Raw genomic sequence first — 23,773 nt, forward strand, 5'->3', positions numbered from 1 at the left:
TTATCAATATACAAATAGAACGTTCAAAAGTAAATTAGATAAAATAGAAGCAACACAGAGCATGTCTAGAGTTAGCCGCTGCATTGATAATGGACCTATGGAAGGTTTTTGGGGTATACTTAAAGTTGAAATGTATTATCTAAGAAAATTTGATACGTATGAGGAACTTGAACAAGCCATTGACGAATATATAGATTTTTATAACACACAAAGATTACAGAAAAAGTTAAAAAGTATGACTCCAATAGAATATCGAAGTCATACTTTAACAGCGTAATTTTTATTATTTACCCTGTCTACTTGACAGGGGGCAGTTCACTAACCATCAAGACATAGTTTTTTCATTGTCAATAGAACTTAAAAAATTTTTTGAAAATAGCAATTGTAAAGTAATGATTTCACCATATGATGTCTACTTAGAAAAAGAAGATAAGAAAAAAGAAATATGTGTAATTCCTGATATATCTGTTATGTGTGATAAAAATGGTTTTAATGAAAAAAGATATTGTGGAGTGCCAACTATAATTGTTGAAGTTTTAAGCTCTAATTGGGCAGAGGATATGATAAAAAAACTAAAATTATATGAAGAGTATGGAGTAAGTGAGTATTGGATTGTAGACCCAAGTAGTGCATCTTTTATGGTGTATAGCTATGATTTAGAAAAGAAATCTTATATTCATATACACCAAAAAGATAATGAATTATGTTCAAAGTTATTTTCAGATTTAAAGATAAATATGAAGTCGGTTTTTAATTAAGTTTAAATATCAGATTATATTAATATCTCTATCTTTATATGGTTAGTACTAGCTAGCCTTCACCATGAAATCTACGATATTAGTTTATAGTGTATTTTGTGTTTAAGAAAATAGTAATTTAGGCTATAATAAGATATAGAATAAAAGAGAATGAAGGGGTGAGATCTATGGCAGTATATTTAAATACAAAAAAACAAGAAGAAAATTTTATAGAGCTTTATAATGAAGAATACTTTGTAGACAAGTCAGAAATTATAGCTTTGTTAAATAAAAAAATTTCAACTAAAAATAAATATATTTGTATAACAAGACCAAGAAGATTTGGAAAGTCTTCAGTAGCAGATATGCTTGGGGCTTATTATTCAAAAGCTGTAGATTCTAAAGAAATTTTTGATAATCTCAAAATAAGTAGAAATACAAACTTTATAGAAAATTTGAATAAATATAATGTTATAAGTGTATCGTTTGCTGATGTAAATAATAATTGTAAAAGTTGTAGTGAATATGTAGATAGAATTACAGCGTTATTAATAGAAGATTTGAAGGATGTTTTTCCTAATATAAAGATAAAAGAAAACTATGCTATATGGGATATCTTAAGCGAACTAAATGAAAAATTTATATTCATATTTGATGAATGGGATTATATATTTAATAGTAATCTTTTTTTAGAAGAACAAGATAGATTTTTAGAGTTTTTAATGAAGCTTCTTAAGGATAAACCATATGTAGCATTAGCATATATGACAGGGATACTTCCTATAAAGAAATACTCTAGTGGATCATCACTAAATATGTTTGATGAGTACACTATGCTTAATGATATGATTTATGGAGAATACTTCGGATTTACAGAAAATGAAGTTGAAGAATTATGCAAAAAGCAAAATAAAATATCTTTCCATGAAATTAGTAATTGGTATAATGGATATATAAATGAGAATGGAGATAAATTATATAACCCACGTTCAGTAGTTAAAGCTCTGCAAAATGTAAAATGTATAAGCTATTGGACGAATACTGGTGCTATGGATGAAGTTAAGGAATATTTAAAATATAACATCATGGAAATAAGAGAAGATGTAATAGAAATGGTATCAGGTGGAGTTATAGATATTACAATAGATGAAGAGTATAGGGCAGGACAAGAGGCGCCTAAAACTAAGGAAGAAATCTATTCTGCCATGATTATACTTGGATTTTTATCTTATTATGATGGGTATTTAAAGATACCAAACAAAGAGTTAATGAAGGAATTTGAAAAAGCATTAAAAGATGAATCTTTTGGATATGTATCAGAGATTATAAAGGATTCAAGAAAAATGCTTAATGCAACGATATCTGGAGATTATGAAACAGTAGTTAAAATACTACATGATATTCATAACTCAGAAATCCCAATATTACAATATAATAATGAAAACAGTTTGGCCTGTGTTATGACGTTAGCCTACTTAAGTGCAAGGGATACTTATAGAATAGAAAGGGAAGAAAAGACAGGCAAAGGATATGCAGACTTTACATTTCATCCAAGAAGAAAGGCAGATACAGCCTTTGTAGTTGAACTTAAAAAAGATGAAACAGTAGAAATTGCAATGAATCAGATGAAGGAAAAGGAGTATTTTCAAAAGTTTGAGAATGAATATAAAAATATTCTAGCAGTAGCAATATGTTATGATTCAAAAACAAAGGAACATAGTTGTGAAATTGAAAGAATTAAATAAATGGTTACTGGAATACGGGTAAATTACAATATCCATTTGGCCGAGGCGTGAATTTTCAAATAAGGATTGCTGATGTAGATATCATAAAATCTAGTTTAGTGAAAAATAATGTAGTATTTCTATAATTAAAGATAATACAGGAATAATATTTCCATATACAAAATATTAAAATAAGAAATAAAGGGGAAATTACATATGAATAAATTATATTTAGTAGAGTTAATAGAATATTCTTATGATGGGTATGCAGAGAGCATAGATCAAGAACAACCAGAGGTACTAGGATTATATAATACAAAAGAAGAGTATAAAGCAAGAGTAGAATTAGAAATAAGTAACTATAAACTTGTTAGTAAAACTAACTTAGAGATAACACGAGATGATGAACTTGTAGACGGGTGTATGGATGTAGTGGATATAGTATCAAAAGATTCAAGAGTTACAATAATAGTAACAGAGTTAACTATTGGGGCATCAAAGAAATTAGTAGATTACAATAGAATTAATTATTATTTTGATTATGAAAAAACTACAGATGTTGAAGTAATAAATTTAGGACTGGGCACAGTTATCTAAATAGTACTACTGAGATTAAGAAATTACTAATAAGAGTTAGGGTAAAACTTAGCTCTTTTTGTTGCAAAAAATTAAATTGTTTAAATATATAGCAATAATGATATTATTAGTACTATAGGGTATAATTAAAATATATTGGAATAAGGGGTGAAAAATATGTTTTTTAGTGGAGCTATCGATGAAATGAAAAGTAAAGATGAAATATTAAATATTATTTCACAAAATGAATTTAAAAGTATTTTTTATAAAAATAAAATTACTAATGTAATAATATTTGGTAGCTTATCTAAGGACAATTTTTCATTGGAATCAGATATTGATATAGCTATTATTACAGAAAAAAAGATTTCTATAAATGAAGAATTAGCAATGACAACAGAATTAGAGGAGTTACTTGGCAGAAGTATAGATATAATTGATATTAACGATGATAGTGTAAATAATATTATAAAAATAGAGGCTTTAAATAGTAAATTTATTGTTATACAAAATAATATGTTGGATGAAGCAATAGATTATTATGAAAAATTTTATAAAGAGAATGAGGAGTTCTGGTATTTTTTAGATAAGGAGGTTTTAAGTTTTGAATAAAGAAAGATTAAAGAAACTAATTTATGATTTAGATATAACAACTAGTGAATTAGATAAATCAATTGACTTGGTGAAAAAATATAGTGACCAAGAAGAACTTGTAGGTGAATTTTCTAATAGTCTTAAATATAAATATCTAAGTTTATTTATAATTTATGAAGATTTCATTTCTATGATGTTAAAGGAAAATACTTTATATGAAATAGGAATGAGTGTTGATAAGGCTATAAAGAAACTATATGATAGGAATCATATTACAGAAGAACAATTGAAGTTTTTAAATTCTGCAAGATTAATAAGAAATAAAATAGGTCATAGATATAAGCAACCACCAGTAGAAGTTATAATCGAATTTTTAGAAACTAATGAAACCGTGAAATTAGAGTTGAATAAATTTATTAAGTCATGTATGTAGTTAATTGTATTTAGTAAGTACATATTTAATAAATAGGGATAATGAAAATACTAACATAAACAACGAAGGAGAAATTATATATGAATAAATTATATTTAGTAGAATTAATAGAATATTCCTATGATGGGTATGCAGAGAGCATAGATCAAGAACAACCATAGGTACTAGGATTATATAATACAAAAGAAGAGTATAAAGCAAGAGTAGAATTAGAAATAAGTAACTATAAACTTGTTAGTAAAACTAACTTAGAGATAACACGAGATGATGAACTTGTAGACGGGTGTATGGATGTAGTGGATATAGTATCAAAAGATTCAAGAGTTACAATAATAGTAACAGAGTTAACTATTGGGGCATCAAAGAAATTAGTAGATTACAATAGAATTAATTATTATTTTGATTATGAAAAAACTACAGATGTTGAAGTAATAAATTTAGGTGTAGGAACTGTTAATTAAATTTATGGAACATAGAGGTTTAGATGGTAGGCATCATAAAATAAATAAAAAAATGCAAAAAGTAAAATTTATTACGCCTTATTGAGAGTTAGTGAAATGCTAGCTCTTTTTTCATAAGTATTGCTAGCTTAAAGTTAAGGCATCATAAAAACTTAAATTCTTTTAGCAAATACTAATATTCTAGCGCCCGCATATTCATAACTACAACTATATAAGGTTAAAAAATTATCCTTATCACTTATATTAAAATATACATCATATAAACCATTTGTATTAAGATAGGATTTAAACTCTTCAAAGGAGGTGATTGAACCATTTAAATAGACATTGTCCTCTTTAGCAATAACGACTTGAAAAACATCATATTCAAAAGTTATATCATTAATAGTAAGTGAGATTTTTTTATTATTATTAAAAAAGGTTGGATTTTTATAGTAAACTAAGTTATTAAACATTGAGCCATTCTTCATATTATGACCATAAATAATTATGTTTTTATCTATATTAACAGTATTTCTATAATCCAAAAATAAGGTCCCACTTAAAGATGGATTTTTATAAAAATCATGATTCAAATAAAAGTCATTGTCAATTCCTTGTACAACTGGATAATCTATTTGTGTGTTAGGTATAGTTAACCAAAATTTATAATCCTTATTTGTTTCTTGTAAATTAACTTTTTCCTCATTATCTTTCTTAACTTCTTCATAGAGAAAAGAGGCTTTTTTATTATCGTAGGATGTATAGAAAATTTTATATATACTAAAAACAAATATAGAAGTTAATAACAGTATTAGTATTATAAAAACAAATTTCTTCATAAAAACCTCCGCTATATATACTAAAAGGATGAGGGTGGTAGTCCTCAACCTTCTATTTAAAATTCTAATTCTCTTATTGTGTAGTAGGATTGTATTTTATTTGATTTTCTTTTGATTGGGTATCTGTAAAGAACCTATCATTATCATATTTATTAACAAGTTTTATTGTTATATTAGGATGATCTTTATCTATTGTGAATTTTGGTGTATCTACCTTAAGTCCATTAACATAGATCTCTTTCAGCGTATAATTCATAGGAATAATTTCTTTTATATCATATTCACCAATAGTTAAATAGTATGGATAAATAAGATTTGTTGTATCTTTATCTTTTAATGTAACATCTATCTTTGTTGTGGAGTTTGATGCTAAATCAAAGTTATATTCCTCCATAGATTTTCCTCCATGTAATTTTACAGTGAAAGTATCTCCAAAAGGTGGCTCCATTCCATTTTTATCTACTTCTTTTATAATTGTTATAGAACCTTTTATTGGTTCAAGCTTTACTATTGGAATGTTAAATGTTCCTTCAATTGGACTAGTTGTTTTTGGCATATTATAGTTTAATACAGCTTTATCATTAGTTGGTTCTTCATTATTAGCGTAATAAGCATACTTAGTCTTTACTCTAAAGGAAACCTTGGTACCACTTGTGGTAATTTCATCAATATTAAATGATACAGTATTTTCTGCTGACGATACTGTCATTGGTATAGTACTAGGTTCATTACTATTTGGTATAATTTCAAAGTTTTTTGAAACAATATCAGTCAATACTGCATTTTTTGCAATTAGTAGCTGTAAAACAATATCATTTCTAATTTGTGTATAAATAGAGTCTATATCAGTATTATTTTGTATATCCTTAAAGCCACTATTTTGAATATAGTTTAAAAGCTCATGAGCTTGAACATTCTGCCAATTAGAATAATTTAGCAAACCTAGTGATATAAATTTTGTATCTTTCTTATCAATATTATCAAATTCTGCCTTTGATAGTTTAATATAATTTTCAACGTTAGACCTATTGTCTTCATTAACTACTGGTTCACCTATTGCAGTTGTTGGAATCCCATCTGTAAAAAATATTACATATCTATCAACGTTAGGTCTAGATTTTTCGGAAGCTATTAATTGATTTTTAACAGTTCTTATAGCTACCTGTGTATTTGTAGCTCCAGCAACTGAAATTTTAGTATCAATTACATTAGCAATATTCTTATAATTAATTTCAAAGCCACCGTTAGTAGTTGTTTCAGTGATGATTCTTGCATCTTTCATAGAACGAGTACCGGAAAAAGTATTTGGACCATCAAAATCAATTACAGAAATTCTAGTGTTATTCATTTTTAACATTTTTGAGCAAAAGTTCTTTATAGAATTATTTAATAATGCCATTGAATTTTTCATACTTCCAGATGAATCCATAACAATAATTATATCAGTACCAGTTTTATCTGGTGATGCTGGTCCATCAACTGTTAGTTCAATTTTGTATTCATCATCGCTTATTTTAGTTGCCTCTTTTTTAAATGTTGATCGAGGGGATTCTTCGCATTTCACTTTCTTATAATTACCCAGAGGAAATACTCCTAGTATAAATACTATTGTAAGACAGGCTATTAAGATTGATTTTAAATATTTTTTCATATTTCTTTTTTCCTCCTGCCTACTATTGTAATAGTTATTATTCCACCTAAGCTAAGAATTGCTACTATAACATAAGGTAAAATCCCCTCATCACCAGTATATGGAGTTTTAATAGAAGTCTCTTTTCTAACTGCTGTAAAAATCCATTTAATTTCTCCATATTTATTTTTATATTCATTTCCTATAGTTGAACCTTCAAGTTCTACTTCTCCAATTAATATTTTATTTTCTCCAGGATTTATAACGCCTAAGGATATATTATCTACTAACACATTTTCATCAATTATAATTCCATTATATATTGATTTATCATTATAATTTATTTTAAGATGTAGTTTTTCAAGTAAGTCATATTCCTCTTTTGGAGTTACTCTTTCTGCCTTTAAAAATATTTCATATGGATAATCATAGTCATTTTCTATTACCATTTGCCTTGTAATATTATCCCCTGGTAACATATTTACTCCTTGAAGAAAGGGACTTTCCCAGGAACATTAACTAATCCTTCTGCATTTCCTATTAATTTAACATTAGAGGGGGACGATGTTGTTGCCCACCCTTTTTCTGTTACAAATAAAAGAAGTGCTGCAGCTATAATAAATATTTTCTTATATTTAACCATGCTGTCACTCGTATTATTTTATTAGTTGCTGCCGTTTGGTTCCGCTACATCTGTTGGTGCAAAGGTTGATTTAGCTTCTTCAGCACCTAAATATATCTTTATATTATCAGAAGCCCAGTCCTTATAAGCTCCATTTGAAGCTTGAATTGCTTCTGCTGTAACAACTACATCAAACTTTAAATTTTTATATTCATTCCCAGCTAATGGACTAAGCTTTACTGAGTCTAATAATGTATTGGTATAGCTTCCTGTAGCAACTTTTCCAATGTAATAATATTTGTCGTCAGTACTATCTAGAACCCAAGTTCCTTGTGTACCATCAGTAGAAATGTTTTTAGTCTTTAATTCTACTAACTTATTATCTAATGTATATTCAGTTCCACCTACAGTTACTTTAGTAACTTCTGTTCCAGTTGCATCTTTCCAAACTATTTTAAAGTCAACTCTTATAAATTCATCGTAGCTGGATGTATTTTTAGATTGAACATCTTTATTAATCTCTGTTCCTGGTGTTATGGTTTTAGCATCTTCAAGTTTAAATTCTTCTTGAACCTTTACTCCAGAGTTTGGATTATTTGAATCGTCAGTTATCCCAGTACTAAATGGATTTGTTACAGAGTCGCTTGCAGTAAACCCTGCAAAAGTCCCACCTATAATAGATATTGCTAGTGCACCTGTAATTAATATTGCTGCTGTTTTTTTCTTATTCATTTTTTGCCCTCCCAAATTTTAATTTATATTTAATTACATAAACCACTAAAATTAATAAACTTAGTATTAGGATTGATGTAAACAAATTACTTTTTATATACTCTATTAGTAATCCAACATAAGGGATACTAAATTCAACTTTACCAACTATTTGATTTTGTGTAACTAATTTTGGATCCTCTACTTTATTGTTATCACCCTTAGTTACATAGGTGACTTTATCAAGTTCGTTAATTTTAATTATTCTGTGAGTGGTATTACTACTTTCACTTGTAGGTTTAAATGTAATTATATCTCCAACTTTTACATCAGCTCTTTTTATGGCGATTATTGTTCCTTTATTCAAGGTTGGGGTCATACTTTCTGATAAAACAGTATAAAATTTATATCCTAATATAGAGGTTTCTTTTCCTTTTTTATTATTTACTATTGAAAAAATTAGCATAAGGCTAAAAGTTATAATGAAACTATAAAAAAGTATGTTTGTTAAAACATTAAAAAATTTATTCTTTTTCATTCATACTACCTAATACACAAATTATTTAAAATAGATTTTATAGTAGGGTTATTTATATTTGCCCATGTCTCTACATAGGCATCCTTTGAGGCTTGAACACATTCTGATTTCACATCAATAGTAAGATTATTTCCTCTATACATCTCAGCTATATTTTCATCTACTATATTAAGTTCAACTCCAGCTAATAGTGGAAGTGTACTATCACCAGTTTTTATAATGGAATTATAGTAATAATATCCATCATCTCCATAAATCCAACCTGTATCTGTATTCAAATTCTCGAATTTAAGCTTAACTATGTTGCTACTTGCATCTAATGCTACTGCGTTTCCATTTTTATCTTCCCATCTTGGGGTAATATTTACTCTAAGTAACACATCTGTATTACTTAAGTTTTTTATAGACACTTCCTTTTCCTTAAATAATCCTGACCAATTATCTTCAGTAGTAAATTTCTCTTCAATTTCAATATTAACGTCAGAAACAACAAAATTATTAGTTGCTGTATCCTTTGAATTAAAACCGAAGCTTTCTGCTTGTGTATAAACTGTTGATGTAATTACAAGAACAATTACTGTGCTAATTATTAATATTTTTTTAAATCGCATAGTCAACTCCTTTCATAAAACAAAAAAGATTAGTATTTTTTTATTACATAGAATTAAAAATATTGTTTTGTAGTTTTTCGCATTTATATATACTATTAATGTACAAAAAGAAACGTTACAGAAATTATAAGTATAAATAGTCAGATTCTGGTCTGTTTTGAGAGGTGATCCATGACCACAGCCTTTATATAGCTAACTATGCTAAGGTTGTGAATATTTGGGTAGCATAAAATATCCTCAGAATAGTTGATTTGTTATTTTATTTCGGTTCCCTTATTATGATGAAATTCAAAGTGTTTATGTTAAGTTATAGAAATGAAAATATTGATAATATCGATTATCGATATTATAATTTAATTAAAGATATCGATACTCGATATTAGTGAGAAATAGAAAATGTTTTTTGGGGGAGAGTTTTATGATAATAATAAATACTAAATGGGTTTTATTTAATTTTTTGCCATATGAATACAAGGCTTTAGAAAAATATTTAGAGGATATGGCTTTAAAGGGATGGAAATTACAGAATATAAAAGGACTAATATTAAAATTTAAAAGAGTAGATCCTAAAATAATAAAATATTCAGTGGATATAATGGATAAGGTATCATTTTTTGATGGAAGAAATAGTGATAGAGCATTAGAATATAGAGAATATTGCAGTGTTGCAGGTTGGGATTTTATTTGCGAAAGAGAAAAAATACAAGTTTATTGTAGTGAAAATGAAATAGAAAGTATACCTATTCATACTGAGGAAGAGGAGAAGTTTAATTGTATATTTAAAGCATCTTTAAAATATGTTCTTTTAAATTTATTTACTATTACAATACTTTTATTTGGTCAATATATGGCAACTATAGGCAGTTTTGATGCAAATTTCTTAGCAAGTAATTTGCAATTATTTACATTGATGCTGTATAGCATGTTTGTAATACATGAGAGTATAGGATTTATTAACTTTATTATTTGGATGCTTAAAGGACGAGGAAGTTTAAAAAGAGAAGAAGCTGTATCTTATAATTATTTAAAAGTGATAAAAATTAAAAGGATTATATATAAATTAATGTTACTTCCGCTTTTATTACTAATAGTATCTATGACAATGATGGGAGAGGTGTTTGTATTTAAAATTCTTGTATTAAATTTATTAATAATAGGTGCAATAGCAACAGTGATGAATTTTGTAAGCAAAACTAAATATAAATATAAGAAAAAGAGAATAATTAATATTATAAGTTATGTTGTTATTATTATACTTAGCGTTGTAATAATGAACGGATTAATTTTTAGTGAAATTTTTTCGGGGAATAGAGAAAATGAAATAAAAAAAGATAATTATATTTTAACTCTAAGGGATTTTAATGATGAAGCTATAGATAAAGATAGTATATATATAAATGAGAATAATGGTATTTTAGCATCAAAATTATATTACTATAATAAAGGAAAAAATACAGAGTTATCTTATGAATTATTCCAAAGTAAATATAAGTGGGCAGTAAAGTATGATTTTAATAAGATGATGAATAGTGTGAAGAAAATTAATATAAAGTATATTGAGAAAGAAACTGATTTGCCAGATGATATAAAGGTATATATGAATGAACGTGGCCATATTTATCTTATGGTTTCATCTAATAAACTTATTCAAATTAGTAATTGGGATAAGAACTTAAGTGAAGATGAATTATTTAATAAGGTATATGAAAAAGTATTTATGAATAATTGACATTGGAGGTGATATTAAATGGCAAGGGAGCAATTTCAAAACTTAACTGAGCCAATGTATTATATACTAATGTCATTGCTAGAGGAAAACTGTGGTGTAGATATTATGTCTAGTGTAGATGAAATTTCCAATGGTCGTGTAAGGGTAGGGCCTGGAACCTTATATGCTTTGCTTGGTAAGTTTGAAAAAGAAAATATGATAAAAGAAACAGAAGTTCAAGGTAGAAAAAGAAGTTATATAATAACAGAAAAAGGAAAAGCAATATTGCTAGAAGAATATAGAAGATTAATTTCCATGGCAAGTGATGGGGAAAAATATATTGGGGGAGAATTATTATGAGTAAAAATACAAATTTATTATTAATTTCATAGCATTATAATTTGTATATTGGATAAAATAAAAAGGAAATATTATGGTCGAATTTTTATTTTAGGAGGTATTAATGCTATGAGCGAAAAACAGGATTCTTCTTGCGGAAGTCAACAAGAAAAGGAGAAAAAAGTTAATAATTCTCCAGCTAAACATACAAAAAAGACACATAAAAAAGATTGAAGAACTAAAATTGTATAATAGGTTAATGAAAAGGAGTTATTTTTTTATAACTCCTTTTCATTATATTTAAAAGTTTATTTTATATATTGACTAATACCTGGAAAGAGAATATTATAAAAATATAATAATTATAAAAATATAACAATAATCACAAATATCTAATAATTATCATTAATTATTAGAGCTGATAAATGTATAATATAATTTAAAATTAATAAGGAGGACAAAAATGAAATTATCATTTAAGATAGCATATAGATTTTTAAAAAATAATAAAGGACAAACCCTTTTAATAGCTTTAGCCATAGGACTTGGGATAAGTATTCAAATATTTTTAGGATTATTAATCCAAAATCTACAAAATGATTTGGTTAAAAACACTATAGGGGGAACTTCTCATATTACAATAAAAAGTGAGGATAATACATTAATTGAAAATGGAAGCGAGTTAAAAAAGAATGTAGCTGAAACTGATAGCAGAATAGTTACAGCCATAGAGACATTGGATCAACCGGGGTTAATTTCAAAGGATGATAAAAGTATTGCGGTTATACTTAGGGGGTTTAATCTAAATGAGGGAGAAAAAATCTATAAGTTTAATGACAAGTTAATAAGCGGAAACTTACCATCAAATGTTAATGAAATAATAATTGGAAAGTTATTAGCACAGCAATTAGAAATAGAAAGTGGTGATGAAGTAAATCTTTTAACATCTAAAAAGGATGTTATAAATGTAAAAGTTACAGGGATAATTGACTTAAAGGTGGAAGCTTTGAATAAAAGCTATGTTGTCACAGATTTAAATACAATAAGAAGCATTTATGGATTAGGAAATGATACTATTACTTCTGTTGAAACACAAGTTGGAAATTCAAATATTTTTGATGTAGAGGAAATTTCAAATAAAATTGAGGCTACAGTTGGTGAAAAATATATTACTCCAAATTGGATCGAAGTAAATGAAAGTTTGTTAACTGGTTTAAAGGGACAATCAGCATCAAGCTATACAATTCAAGTATTTGTAGTTTTATCTGTAATTGTTGCAATAGCTAGTATATTAGCTATTACAGTAATGCAAAAAACAAAACAAATTGGTATATTAAAAGCTATGGGAATTACAGATAGGCAAGCATCTAGAATTTTCATTATTCAAGGAGGATTACTTGGAATTATTGGAGCTATATTTGGATTGGTTATTGGGATAGGTTTATTTAAAACCTTCACAGTATTTGTTAAGAATAGTGATGGAAGTTCATTAATATCAGGAAGCATAAATATTAATTTTGTAATATTATCTTTAGTTATTGCAATTGTGGCGTGTATTATATCTTCAATAATACCGGCAAGAAAATCATTGAAATTAAATCCAGTTGAAGCAATAAAGTTATAGGAGGATATTATGATTATTAAGTTAGAGAGTGTTAAAAAAATATATGGTGAAACAATTAAAAATACAGTTCTTAAAGGTATAAACCTTGAAATAGAAAAAGGTACATTTAATGCAATTATTGGGCAAAGTGGAAGTGGTAAAAGTACACTGTTAAATATAATGGGTACATTAGATAAGGAAAGTGAAGGCGAAGTTTATATTAATGGTGTTAGTACAAAATCACTTTCCAAAAATGATATTTCAGCATTAAGAAATAAGGAAATAGGATTTATATTTCAATTTCATCATTTGCTACCTGAGTTTAATGCTATAGAAAATATTATGATGCCAGCACTTATTGAGGGTGTTAAGGATGCAAAGACAATTAGTAAAAGGGCAGAATTTCTTTTGGATAAAGTTGGATTATTAAAATTAAAAAACAATATGGCATTGAACCTGTCAGGTGGACAACAACAAAGAGTTGCTATAGCGAGAGCTCTTATGAATAGTCCAGAAATAATATTAGCCGATGAGCCAACGGGAAATTTAGATTCGGATACAACCATGGAAATATATAATCTTTTGAGAGAAATAAATAAAGAATTTGGGACAACTTTTATAATTATTACACATGATAATAGAATTGCAAGCTTAGCTGATAGAATTATTGAAATAGAGAATGGCGAGATTGCAAAGGACTAAGTTAATGAATATAGTAATCTACGTTGAATAGTATTTGAAATAGCTTGTATATGTCCTCTTTTTTAGTTAAAATTGTAATTTGGAGGTGGTTATATGAGCGGTAATAAAAAAAATGTTTTTTTATTGACTTTATTAACAACATTATTAATAAGCATAGTTTTGATTTCTTGTAGTCCACAAAAGGGAAAACAGTTAAACGTGTCTCCAAAGGGAACAGAAGTTAATGCCGATGAGGCTCTTAATCTTTTAAAAGATGGAAATAAGCGGTTTGTAGATGGAAAAGAAAAAAATACTGATTTAACAGAAGAGACAAAAAGTGATTTGTTTGAAGATGGGCAATATCCTTATGCTGTAATTATAAGTTGCTCAGATTCAAGAGTACCACCAGAACTATTATTTAATGAGGGATTTGGAAATATATTTGTTATAAGAAATGCAGGGAATGTAGTGGATCAAATTTCACTAGGAAGTATAGAATATGGTGTTGAGCATTTAGGTGCACCATTAATTATGGTTCTTGGTCATGAAAAATGTGGTGCAGTGAAAGCCACTATTGATGGTGGAGATTTTAGTGAAAACATTGGAGCTATTGCAAAAGAAATAACGCCTGCCTATAATAGTGCTAAGATAAATATTAAAGATAATAAATTAATATACAGTAATACTGAAGATGAAAATATTAAGCAGAGTGTTAATGAAATTAAGAATAGTGAAGTGATAAAACATTTATTAGAGGAAAATAAAGTGAAAGTAGTTGGGGCAAAGTATTCATTAGAAACAGGTAAGGTAATAGTTTCTGAATAATGCTTCTAAAAGAAGTAGCCAGTTTAAAACTGGCTACTTTTTAGGTGGAGTAACTATTACTCCGAGTTAATCTTTTGGACCTATTATAATTTAAGTAAAGACTAGTTGTTTAAAGAATTTTAGTGCTTTTGTGTCCACAATGATCACATTTATAATTAACTTTTGCATCTTTAAGAGTATCATATGTATAGTCATATTGTTTCATTATTTCATCACATATAGGACATATTAATTCCTTAGATTTATTTTTTATATCATTATTTGATTTCATTTATAGTATCTCCTTTAGTATAATGTATTTAATATATATTATAATCTATTAAACATTTGTATGCTTGTAAATATAAAGTAGAAGGAAATATTAATTATATTGTTGCATTAGTATATAATTAATACTAAAATCTAATAAGTAAATTAGATTATTATAAATATAAACAATTAAAAGAAGGTGAAACAAATGATAAAATTTAATTACGATGCGTTAACAGGTGAAGTAGTTACAAGAGATGATTTTAGTTATGAAGATAGCAGGAAAGCCTGGAATAGAGCTATTGAACAATATCCATTGGTAATTGTATATTGTCAGAGTGAAAAGGATGTTTGCACTGCAATATCTTGGTCTAGAGTGAATTTATTACCTATTAGAATAAGGTCAGGTTGTCATAACTATGAAGGTTACTCAACTGGCAATGATGTAGTAGTTATTGATGTTAGCAGAATGAATGATATTTATATAGATGAGGAAAAAAATATAGTTAAAATACAAGGTGGAGTTAGGAATAGAGAATTATATGAGGCTCTAGGAGAACATGGTTATGTATTTCCAGGGGGTGGATGTCCAACTGTTGGAGTTCCTGGATTTGTATTAGGCGGTGGTTGGGGATATTCAAGTAGGCTTTTAGGTCTAGGTTGTGATATATTAATAGAAGTTAAAATTATAGATTATGAAGGTAACATAATAATTGCAAATGAAAATTATAATGAAGATTTATTTTGGGCTTGTAGAGGTGGTGGCGGAGGTAATTTTGGAATAGTTACTGAAATGACATTTAACCTTCCTAAAAAAATTAAAATGGCAACACTTATAAATATAGATTATCCACATATAGAACTTGAAGAAAGCATTAATATATTCAAAATGTTTCAGACTGAATTTAAAAATTTAGATAGAAGAGTTAATTTAAAAATGGCTATATATAATTCGCAAGATAAAGGGACTGGAATTAAGTTTACAGGATTATTTTATGGTAATGAAGAAGAAGCTAATAATATCTTAAAACCATTTAAAAATATTATTAGTAAGGTGGATGTTAAACTAGAATATATTACGGTGTTAGAGGCTAATAGAAGTATTCAAGATAGCCATCCAGATTATGAAAAATATAAATCTACAGGAAGATTTGTAGATAAGGATTATACTATAAGTGAAATTAAAAATCTTATAAAATTAGTAAAAAATAGACCAGAGGGAGCCGTATATGTATCAATTTCATTATATGGTTTAGGTGGAGCAATTCAAGATAAGGATAAATATAGTACAGCATTTTATTATCGAGGTTCAAAATTTATTATGGGGCTACAGTCCGTTTGGGAAAGGTCAGAATATGCACAAGTAAATAGAGAATGGGTTAAAGAGGCCTTTAATTATATAAAGCTAGTTACTAAAGGGTCATTTATTAATTTTCCTTTTGCAGAACTACAGGGTTATGAAAAAGAATATTATGGTGAAAATATAAAAAAATTAAGAGAAGTAAAAGGAAAATATGATCCTTGTGATGTATTTAATTTTCCACAAGGAATAAAATGTTTTCCTGAAAAATAAAAACATATTAATAAATAACGTAAAATAACAAAAGATAAGAGGAGAGAAATTATGGAATTAAAATTTGATATATTCGAAACAATGGCATTAGCCACTGTCGTGTTCTATTTAGGGAAGTATTTAAAGAAAAAGGTAAAAGCATTATCGAAATATTGTATACCAGCTGCTGTTATAGGGGGAATTATATTTGCGCTATTAATGCTTATTTTAAAGATAACTAATATTGCTACTATAAATTTAGATATAACATTACAAAACATTTTTATGACTGCATTTTTTACTAGCATTGGGTATACGGCTAGTCTTAAAATATTAAAGAAGGGTGGCATAAAGGTTGTCATTTTCTTGGTACTAGCAATTTTACTAGTAATATGTCAGGATATTTTAGGTGCTTCTTTAGCATTATTATTCAACTTAGATCCATTATTAGGACTTTGCACAGCTTCTATTCCTATGGTGGGTGGTCATGGAACAGCAGGCTCATTTGGACCACTTCTAGAAAAAATGGGAATTGCAGGTGCAACTACTGTATCCTTTGCGTCAGCAACATTTGGGCTAGTTATGGGTAGTTTTATAGGTGGGTTTGTTGCAAAAAACTTAATAGAACGAAATAATATTAAAACTCCTAAAGAGTCACATGATAAATCAATTCCTGTAAGTGATTTTCATGAGGATGATAAAGCTATTCTATGTCACAAAAAGCTTATGAATGGAGCCTCTTGGATTTTCCTTGCAATGGGAATAGGATCAATAATATCTAATTTCATTCAAGATTTAGGGTTAACTTTTCCATCATATATTGGAGCAATGATTGCAGCTGCTATTATTAGAAATATTTGTGATATGAGAAAAGTTAGGCTTGAAGAAAAAGAAATTGAAGCAATTGGAGGTATTAGCCTTTCATTCTTCTTATCTATGGCATTAATGGGATTGAAGTTATGGGAACTCTTTGATTTAGCACTTCCTATGATTGTTATGCTTATGGGGCAAACAGTTCTTATGGGACTATTCTCTTATTTTATAATTTTCCGTGTAATGGGAAAAAATTATGACGCTGCAGTTTTTGCATCAGCTAGTTGTGGATTTGGTATGGGAGCTACACCTAATGCAGTGGCAAATATGGATGCGTTAACTAGTAAATATGGGTTTGCTCCAACTCCATATTTTGTAGTACCTATTGTAGGATGTTTATTTATTGATTTTGCAAACTCAGCAATTATTACATTGTTTATAAATATACTTCATTAGTTATTTGAAGATGCCTAAATTAATAATGCTTTGATTTAATATAATTAAAATAGTTGATATTTAAATAAGTTTAAGTGATAATAGAGAAATATTATAATAAGGCACTTTCAAGAAAATAGACTAGTATAATGGATTATTATTTTGAAAAAGATGTCTAAGATTAAATTTATAAAAGTAGGTGAATATATATGGAAGAAGAATATGTAGCAATAATTAATAAATTCAAGTTTGAAAACGATGAATTTAATAGCATACATGTAAGTGATGAAGATGGTAAATTAATAGATATAATTGATATTGAATTTACTTATAAGGAAGAGATGTTTAAGACTTTATGTAATGAATGGATAAAAGAAAACGAGTAAAATTTATAGTTAAATTAAAAAGTCCAGAGAGGTTAAAACTCTTTGGACTTTTTAGCGATTATTTAAAGAAATAAAAATCGTTACTTAATGTTGTGAAAATTCACAATAAAAGATATAAAGTCCTATAGATGGTAAAAATAACTTAATGAGTAGAATCTATTGATAACGTTTAATAATGTTGATAATATAATCTTAACAAAACGTTTTGGTATTAAAACAAGTTAGAAAGCAAACAAAAATAATTTGTAAGGAGAAGAGAATATATGATGCAGAAAATTCAGCGCTTTGGTGGCGCAATGTTTACTCCCGTATTGTTATTTGCATTTTCAGGAATAATGGTTGGATTTTCAATTTTATTTAAGAATCCTGAAATAATGGGTTCCTTAGCAAGAGAGAGCGGATTATGGTATCAGATATGGAATATCATAGAACAGGGCGCATGGACAGTATTTAATCAATTGCCTCTTTTATTCGTAATAGGACTACCTATTGGGTTAGCTAAAAAGCAACAAGCAAGGGCTTGTATGGAATCACTAGTAATATATTTAACTTTTAATTATTTTTTAGGAGCTATACTTTCAACTTGGGGGCCAACATTTGGAGTTGATTTTGCAACGAAAATTGGCGGAGCTAGTGGATTAACAACTATAGCAGGTATTAAAACTTTAGATACAGGTATGATAGGAGCAATATTAATATCTGGTATTGTAGTTTGGATACATGATAAGTACTTCGATGTAGAGTTACCAGAATTTTTAGGAACATTTAGAGGATCGGCGTTTGTTGCAATGATCGGGTTCTTTGCAATGATTCCATTAGCAGTGGTAATGGCATTTGTATGGCCAAAGGTACAAGGCGTTATAGCAGCATTACAAGGAATATTAGTAGGATCTGGAGTCATTGGAGTTTGGGTATATACTTTCTTAGAAAGAATACTTATCCCAACGGGTTTGCATCACTTTATATATACACCATTTATATTTGATTCAGTAGTTGTTGAAGGTGGAATAAATTCTTATTGGGCATTGCATTTATCACAATTCTCATCATCAACTGAACCGTTAAAAACATTATTCCCAGAAGGCGGGTTTGCCCTTCATGGAATGTCAAAGGTATTTGGATCTTCAGGAATAGCAGCAGCATTTTATGTTACAGCTAAACCAAATAAAAAGAAAATTGTATTAGGTTTATTGATCCCCGCAACATTAACAGCAGTAGTTGCAGGAATTACAGAACCGCTTGAATTTACATTCTTATTTATTGCACCAGTATTATTTTTAGTACATGCATTATTAGCAGCAACTTTATCATCAATAGCATTTTCGTTTGGAGTAGTTGGTAATTTTGGTGGTGGATTAATTGATTGGATAGCATTAAATTGGATTCCGTTATTTAGTAATCACACTATGACATATATAACACAAATAATTATAGGATTTATATTTACAGGAATTTATTTTGTAGTATTTAGATACTTAATATTAAAGTTTAAGTTTAAGACACCAGGTAGAGAAGATGAGGACGAAGAAACAAAACTTTATAGCAAGTCAGATTATAAGTTAAAGAAAATAGAAAAATCTTTAACTGAAGATAAACTTGTTGATACAGGAAAAATTTTATTAAGCAAAGCAGAAATGATTGTAAAAGCACTAGGTGGAAAAGAAAATATTTCACAACTTAATAATTGTGCAACTAGACTGCGTATATCTGTAGTTGATGAAAATTTAGTGCAAGATATTTCTGTATTTAAAAAAGCAGGAGCACATGGCTTAGTTAAGAAAGGAAAAGCAGTTCAAGTAATTATTGGACTATCAGTTGTAAAAGTTGCAGAAGAAGTTGAACTATTAATGGGTAATAATTTAAGCATCTAAAAGAAATAGTAGAATTGTAGTTATATTTATAATTGGGATTGTTAGATTGAAGATGACTTAACTAATAGCTGTGAATATTCACAAAAAAAGTGAGTAAGAACAACAAGAGAGCTTATTCCCTAAACAAGCCTAATGTATTGATTGATAAGATCATACTTGATAATATTAAGTTGTAGAAAGAGTTATTAATAAAAACAAAATAAAAAGATATAGAGGAGAGAAAAATTATGAAGAAGTTTTCAATTTTAATAGCAGGTGGAGGAAGTACTTTTACACCAGGGATAGTGTTAATGCTTTTAGATAATTTATATAAATTCCCAATTAGAAAGATTAAATTTTATGACAATGATAAAGAAAGACAAGATGTAATTGCAAAAGCATGTGAAATATTATTAAAGGAAAAAGCACCGGAAATAGAGTTTTTAGCAACAGTGGATCCAGAAGAAGCATTTACAGATGTGGATTTTGTAATGGCACATATAAGAGTTGGTAAATATGCAATGAGAGAATTAGATGAAAAAATTCCACTAAAGCATGGAGTAGTAGGTCAAGAAACTTGCGGTCCTGGGGGAATTGCTTATGGAATGAGATCAATTGGTGGAATATTAGAAATTGCAGGATATATGGAAAAATATTCACCGGATGCATGGATGTTAAACTATTCAAATCCAGCTGCTATAGTTGCAGAAGCTACAAGAAAGTTAATTCCAAATACTAAAATATTAAATATATGTGATATGCCAATAGGAATAGAAGGGCATATGGCACAAATAGCTGGTTTAGAATCAAGAAAAGATATGATAGTTAAGTATTATGGACTTAATCACTTCGGTTGGTGGTCAAGCATTACAGATAAAGCAGGAAATGATTTAATGCCAAAAATTAAAGCACATGTTAAAAAATATGGATATGATACTAAAGTTGAAGATGAAAACCAACATACAGATCCAACTTGGAGTGATACATTTAGAAAAGCTAGGGATATATATGAAATAGATCCTACAACATTACCAAACACATATTTAAAATATTATTTATTCCCTGATTATGTAGTTGAGCATTCAGATAAAAACTATACAAGAGCAAATGAAGTTATGGATGGTAGAGAAAAACATGTTTTCGGAGAATGTAGAAAAATCTATAAAGCCGGGAAATCAGAAGGATCAACATTAGAAATAGATGAACATGCATCATATATAGTAGATCTTGCAAGAGCAATATCATATAATACTCAAGAAAGAATGTTGTTAATAGTAGAAAATAATGGAGCAATAGAAAATTTTGATAAGACTGCAATGGTTGAAATTCCATGCTTAGTAGGAAGTAATGGACCAACAGCATTAACAATAGGTACAATTCCTGAATTCCAAAAGGGATTAATGGGACAACAAGTTTCAGTTGAAAAATTAGTTGTAGAAGCATGGGCAGAGAAATCGTATCAAAAATTATGGCAAGCAATTTCATTATCAAAAACAGTACCAAGTGTAAAAGTTGCTAAAGAAATTCTTGATGATTTAATAAAGGAAAACACAGAATACTGGCCAAAATTAAAATAAAAAATAGTTAATACAATTAAGAAGAGGATGTTGCAAAATTATTTTAAGCAACATCCTATTTTCTATTTCTAATATACGTCTATTAAGTAAGGTATAAGTTTGCTATACTTGTAGATATAGGAAGTGATGATATTATGAGAATAGATGAACTTATTAATGCACATTATGACAAATTAAATCAAAATGATTTACATATATGGAAGTATATATATAGTAATAAAAAGGAATGTTGTGGATTAACTATTGATGATCTTGCAGGAAAATGCAATGTATCAAGAACAACAATTTTAAGGTTTGCACAGAAATTATCATTAAAAGGATATAGTGAATTAAAGGTTTATTTAAAATGGGAAATGACTGAGGAAATTATTGATGAAAACTTTGTTGAAATAGTTTGTAATGAGTTTAAAAGTAGTATTGATGAGATGAAAAAAAGAGACTACTCAAAAGTTTGTGAGATGATTTATGAAAGTAGAAGAGTGTTTATATATGGTACTGGTGCAGTTCAAAAATCAGTGGCACAAGAAGTAAAGAGAATTTTTTTATCTGGAAAAGAGTGTTTTGCAGTTATAGATGGAATAGCAGAAATAGATTTAACATTAGATACTATGACCTCCAATGACTTAATGATAGTTATATCATTATCAGGAGAATCAAGTCATATTAGGGGGTTTGCAAAACAATTATCAATAAGAAATATACCATTTATCTCAGTGACTAAATTAAAAAATAATGAACTAGCAAAATTAAGTAAAGAAAGTTTGTATATAAACACTTCTGTAGTAAATATAGGTAATAGTGTAGAGTATGAAGCAGTAAATTTATTTTTTATATTAGTTGAAATATTATTTTTGAAGTATATAATGTATAAAAATAATAGGAAGTTAGAAGAGGTAAATAAATTATAATAAAAATATATAAACAGCAGATATTATGAAAAAAATAAAAAGCAGTAAGTAAATTCTAAAATAGGATTTACTTACTGCTTTTAAATATTAAAAAAATTTAATATTTATTTTGAAATTATTAAGTTTTTAAAGTTATATAAAAATGTATTTAGAGATTGGCTTGGTAGAAATCAAATAGTTTTCCAAGGATCAGTTGTTTTACCTTGAGTTATAGAATAGGTAATAGATCTTGCTATATCTTTATCTATTTTAGGATCTCTAAGTTTTGAGTTGAATTCTGAAGAAAAATGTGCTAAAGCTTTTGGAATTACTTTTGTAGAATTATTAAAGTTTTCAAGAGGATTAACAGAATGGGTATTTCCTCGTGTAGCATTAATAATAGTAACAGTTTCTTCACATGCTTCATTTGCATATTCGATTATCTTATCTTTTATGGTTTCATCTAGAGTTTCTGGGTACATGACTTCTAGTTCAATTGTGTATTGAGTGTCTCGAGAGGAAACACATGGAATTGTATTTTCAATATTTTCACTATCTACAATTCCTATAGGTTGAACTATAAAATCATCTTTTGTTTCGGGTATATTTAAGGAAACTAATGTTTTACTAACTGATTCTCTAACTTCGCTATTAGTATAAAGTTTTTTAGCGTTTTTAAATCCATTTTCATTAGTTTGTCTAGATAAATTGTCTTCAAGACAACTTTCACACTTATTTCTATAACAAACAAAAGAATCTATTCTTCTTAAATCTACACCAAAATAAGCCCAGCGTCTACCGAACCATCTTAAACCAGAAACTGAAACTCTATCAACATTTAATAAAAATGCCCAGTAGTTTCTACCACCTCTTTCCCAAATATAAGTAAATTGGAAAAGACAAAATTTTATTGAGTTTTGACTTACGAATTTTGATTGAGGGCCACCATAATTAGATGAAGTTAAGCTTTTTACCGCTTTATCATTTTGGTTAGGAATAAAATTTGGAGGTGCACCAAGTTGCGATGGATTTATATTTACACCCGGGACGTTTACACCAGGGACGTTTCCACCTTGGGGATTACCACTAGGAAAGTTGCCACCAGGAAAATTTGGAGGTTGAAAGTTTGGGGTAAACCCACCAGGTATTTGAGGAATACGTTGCATTTCTTCAAGCGGAAATGAAGAAAATTCATATTCATCAAATGTTTCATTTTTATTTTCAAAAAGATTATCTTTATAGAACATTATTCTAAAAACTCCTACGTATTACTTTATAAATAGTATACTTATAAGACCTTATAAATGTTACTAATAAAAATAATTAGTAAGTCAGTATGCTGTATATTTATTAGAATGTAGTTTAAATGAATAATAAGTATTATAACTGGGATAAAAGATTTGCAACTTA

Annotated in this window: 26 protein-coding genes and 1 pseudogene; 18 read left to right on the top strand and 9 right to left on the bottom strand. The window is 27.9% G+C overall.

What is annotated here, in order from left to right:
• From BLS77_RS14980 to BLS77_RS19990, 7 genes and pseudogenes are all read left to right on the top strand, one after another.
• On the top strand, positions 1 to 277 hold a 277-nt coding region (locus BLS77_RS14980; protein WP_139164852.1), incomplete at its 5' end, for an IS3 family transposase.
• 52 nt (positions 278 to 329) lie between these two features.
• Positions 330 to 758: pseudogene (locus BLS77_RS14985) on the top strand (Uma2 family endonuclease); the annotation flags it as partial.
• Between the two features lie 167 nt (positions 759 to 925).
• On the top strand, positions 926 to 2,482 hold the full coding sequence (locus BLS77_RS14990; RefSeq protein ID WP_089971683.1) for an AAA family ATPase: 1,557 nt from the start codon (positions 926 to 928) through the stop codon (positions 2,480 to 2,482).
• A 195-nt stretch (positions 2,483 to 2,677) separates the two neighbouring features.
• Positions 2,678 to 3,058, top strand: coding sequence for a hypothetical protein (locus BLS77_RS15000; RefSeq protein WP_089971686.1), 381 nt, complete (start codon positions 2,678 to 2,680; stop codon positions 3,056 to 3,058).
• A gap of 156 nt (positions 3,059 to 3,214) precedes the next feature.
• On the top strand, positions 3,215 to 3,649 hold the full coding sequence (locus BLS77_RS15005) for a nucleotidyltransferase family protein (RefSeq protein WP_089971687.1): 435 nt from the start codon (positions 3,215 to 3,217) through the stop codon (positions 3,647 to 3,649).
• Positions 3,642 to 4,064, top strand: a complete 423-nt coding sequence (locus BLS77_RS15010) for a hypothetical protein (RefSeq protein ID WP_089971691.1) — start codon at positions 3,642 to 3,644, stop codon at positions 4,062 to 4,064. The genes BLS77_RS15005 and BLS77_RS15010 overlap by 8 nt, the downstream gene beginning before the upstream one ends.
• Before the next feature lie 287 nt (positions 4,065 to 4,351).
• Positions 4,352 to 4,525, top strand: coding sequence for a hypothetical protein (locus tag BLS77_RS19990; protein WP_175490877.1), 174 nt, complete (start codon positions 4,352 to 4,354; stop codon positions 4,523 to 4,525).
• Positions 4,526 to 4,677: 152 nt separating this feature from the next.
• Here the strand turns inward: BLS77_RS19990 and srtB are convergent, their stop codons facing one another.
• From srtB to BLS77_RS15040, 7 genes are all read right to left on the bottom strand, one after another.
• On the bottom strand, positions 4,678 to 5,346 hold the full coding sequence (gene srtB, locus BLS77_RS15015) for a class B sortase (protein WP_089971694.1): 669 nt from the start codon (positions 5,344 to 5,346) through the stop codon (positions 4,678 to 4,680).
• 73 nt (positions 5,347 to 5,419) lie between these two features.
• Positions 5,420 to 6,997, bottom strand: coding sequence for a vWA domain-containing protein (locus BLS77_RS15020; RefSeq protein WP_089971696.1), 1,578 nt, complete (start codon positions 6,995 to 6,997; stop codon positions 5,420 to 5,422).
• A complete protein-coding gene (locus tag BLS77_RS15025; protein ID WP_089971698.1) occupies positions 6,994 to 7,455 on the bottom strand; it encodes a hypothetical protein in 462 nt (153 codons plus the stop codon). Before BLS77_RS15025 ends, BLS77_RS15020 begins: the two co-directional genes overlap by 4 nt.
• A gap of 2 nt (positions 7,456 to 7,457) precedes the next feature.
• Positions 7,458 to 7,619 carry a hypothetical protein gene (locus BLS77_RS19995; protein ID WP_175490878.1) on the bottom strand — a complete coding sequence of 54 codons (162 nt, stop codon included), beginning with the start codon at positions 7,617 to 7,619 and terminating at the stop codon, positions 7,458 to 7,460.
• 21 nt (positions 7,620 to 7,640) lie between these two features.
• Positions 7,641 to 8,330: a BsaA family SipW-dependent biofilm matrix protein gene (locus BLS77_RS15030; protein WP_089971700.1), complete on the bottom strand. Its 690-nt coding sequence runs from the start codon at positions 8,328 to 8,330 to the stop codon at positions 7,641 to 7,643.
• Positions 8,323 to 8,847, bottom strand: a complete 525-nt coding sequence (locus tag BLS77_RS15035; RefSeq protein WP_089971703.1) for a signal peptidase I — start codon at positions 8,845 to 8,847, stop codon at positions 8,323 to 8,325. The genes BLS77_RS15030 and BLS77_RS15035 overlap by 8 nt, the downstream gene beginning before the upstream one ends.
• 5 nt (positions 8,848 to 8,852) lie before the next feature.
• Entirely contained in the window at positions 8,853 to 9,458 is a 606-nt protein-coding gene (locus tag BLS77_RS15040; RefSeq protein ID WP_089971705.1) for a hypothetical protein, read from the bottom strand.
• A 418-nt stretch (positions 9,459 to 9,876) separates the two neighbouring features.
• On the opposite strand from BLS77_RS15040, the gene BLS77_RS15045 reads away from it, so the two are divergent.
• The 5 genes from BLS77_RS15045 (at position 9,877) to BLS77_RS15065 (ending at position 14,614) form a co-directional block, all read left to right on the top strand.
• A complete protein-coding gene (locus BLS77_RS15045) occupies positions 9,877 to 11,187 on the top strand; it encodes a DUF2812 domain-containing protein (RefSeq protein ID WP_089971708.1) in 1,311 nt (436 codons plus the stop codon).
• A gap of 18 nt (positions 11,188 to 11,205) precedes the next feature.
• Positions 11,206 to 11,526 carry a PadR family transcriptional regulator gene (locus BLS77_RS15050; protein WP_089971709.1) on the top strand — a complete coding sequence of 107 codons (321 nt, stop codon included), beginning with the start codon at positions 11,206 to 11,208 and terminating at the stop codon, positions 11,524 to 11,526.
• Between the two features lie 442 nt (positions 11,527 to 11,968).
• A complete protein-coding gene (locus BLS77_RS15055; RefSeq protein WP_089971712.1) occupies positions 11,969 to 13,129 on the top strand; it encodes an ABC transporter permease in 1,161 nt (386 codons plus the stop codon).
• A 9-nt stretch (positions 13,130 to 13,138) separates the two neighbouring features.
• The gene (locus BLS77_RS15060) at positions 13,139 to 13,810 is read left to right on the top strand and encodes an ABC transporter ATP-binding protein (protein WP_089971713.1); all 672 of its coding nucleotides are present in this window, start codon (positions 13,139 to 13,141) and stop codon (positions 13,808 to 13,810) included.
• A 93-nt stretch (positions 13,811 to 13,903) separates the two neighbouring features.
• Entirely contained in the window at positions 13,904 to 14,614 is a 711-nt protein-coding gene (locus BLS77_RS15065) for a carbonic anhydrase (RefSeq protein WP_089971716.1), read from the top strand.
• 109 nt (positions 14,615 to 14,723) lie between these two features.
• Here BLS77_RS15065 and BLS77_RS20000 read toward each other — a convergent pair whose 3' ends face one another.
• Positions 14,724 to 14,885, bottom strand: a complete 162-nt coding sequence (locus tag BLS77_RS20000; RefSeq protein WP_175490875.1) for a hypothetical protein — start codon at positions 14,883 to 14,885, stop codon at positions 14,724 to 14,726.
• A gap of 186 nt (positions 14,886 to 15,071) precedes the next feature.
• Here BLS77_RS20000 and BLS77_RS15070 point away from each other — a divergent pair, with 186 nt between their 5' ends.
• The 6 genes from BLS77_RS15070 (at position 15,072) to BLS77_RS15090 (ending at position 22,384) form a co-directional block, all read left to right on the top strand.
• A complete protein-coding gene (locus tag BLS77_RS15070; protein ID WP_089971717.1) occupies positions 15,072 to 16,436 on the top strand; it encodes an FAD-binding oxidoreductase in 1,365 nt (454 codons plus the stop codon).
• 51 nt (positions 16,437 to 16,487) lie between these two features.
• A complete protein-coding gene (gene gltS, locus BLS77_RS15075) occupies positions 16,488 to 17,684 on the top strand; it encodes a sodium/glutamate symporter (protein WP_089971720.1) in 1,197 nt (398 codons plus the stop codon).
• A gap of 188 nt (positions 17,685 to 17,872) precedes the next feature.
• Positions 17,873 to 18,049 (top strand): hypothetical protein, encoded by a 177-nt coding sequence (locus BLS77_RS20005; RefSeq protein ID WP_167866174.1) that lies wholly within the window; start codon positions 17,873 to 17,875, stop codon positions 18,047 to 18,049.
• A gap of 263 nt (positions 18,050 to 18,312) precedes the next feature.
• Complete coding sequence (locus BLS77_RS15080; protein ID WP_089971722.1) at positions 18,313 to 19,920, top strand: alpha-glucoside-specific PTS transporter subunit IIBC; 1,608 nt, start codon at positions 18,313 to 18,315, stop codon at positions 19,918 to 19,920.
• A gap of 227 nt (positions 19,921 to 20,147) precedes the next feature.
• Entirely contained in the window at positions 20,148 to 21,476 is a 1,329-nt protein-coding gene (locus BLS77_RS15085) for a 6-phospho-alpha-glucosidase (protein ID WP_089971724.1), read from the top strand.
• A gap of 134 nt (positions 21,477 to 21,610) precedes the next feature.
• Complete coding sequence (locus tag BLS77_RS15090; protein ID WP_089971726.1) at positions 21,611 to 22,384, top strand: MurR/RpiR family transcriptional regulator; 774 nt, start codon at positions 21,611 to 21,613, stop codon at positions 22,382 to 22,384.
• A gap of 170 nt (positions 22,385 to 22,554) precedes the next feature.
• Here BLS77_RS15090 and BLS77_RS15095 read toward each other — a convergent pair whose 3' ends face one another.
• Entirely contained in the window at positions 22,555 to 23,610 is a 1,056-nt protein-coding gene (locus tag BLS77_RS15095; RefSeq protein ID WP_089971729.1) for a hypothetical protein, read from the bottom strand.
• Between the last annotated feature and the right edge of the window lie 163 nt (positions 23,611 to 23,773).

The sequence above is a fragment of the Clostridium gasigenes genome (assembly GCF_900104115.1).
In the GTDB taxonomy this organism is placed as follows: domain Bacteria; phylum Bacillota; class Clostridia; order Clostridiales; family Clostridiaceae; genus Clostridium; species Clostridium gasigenes.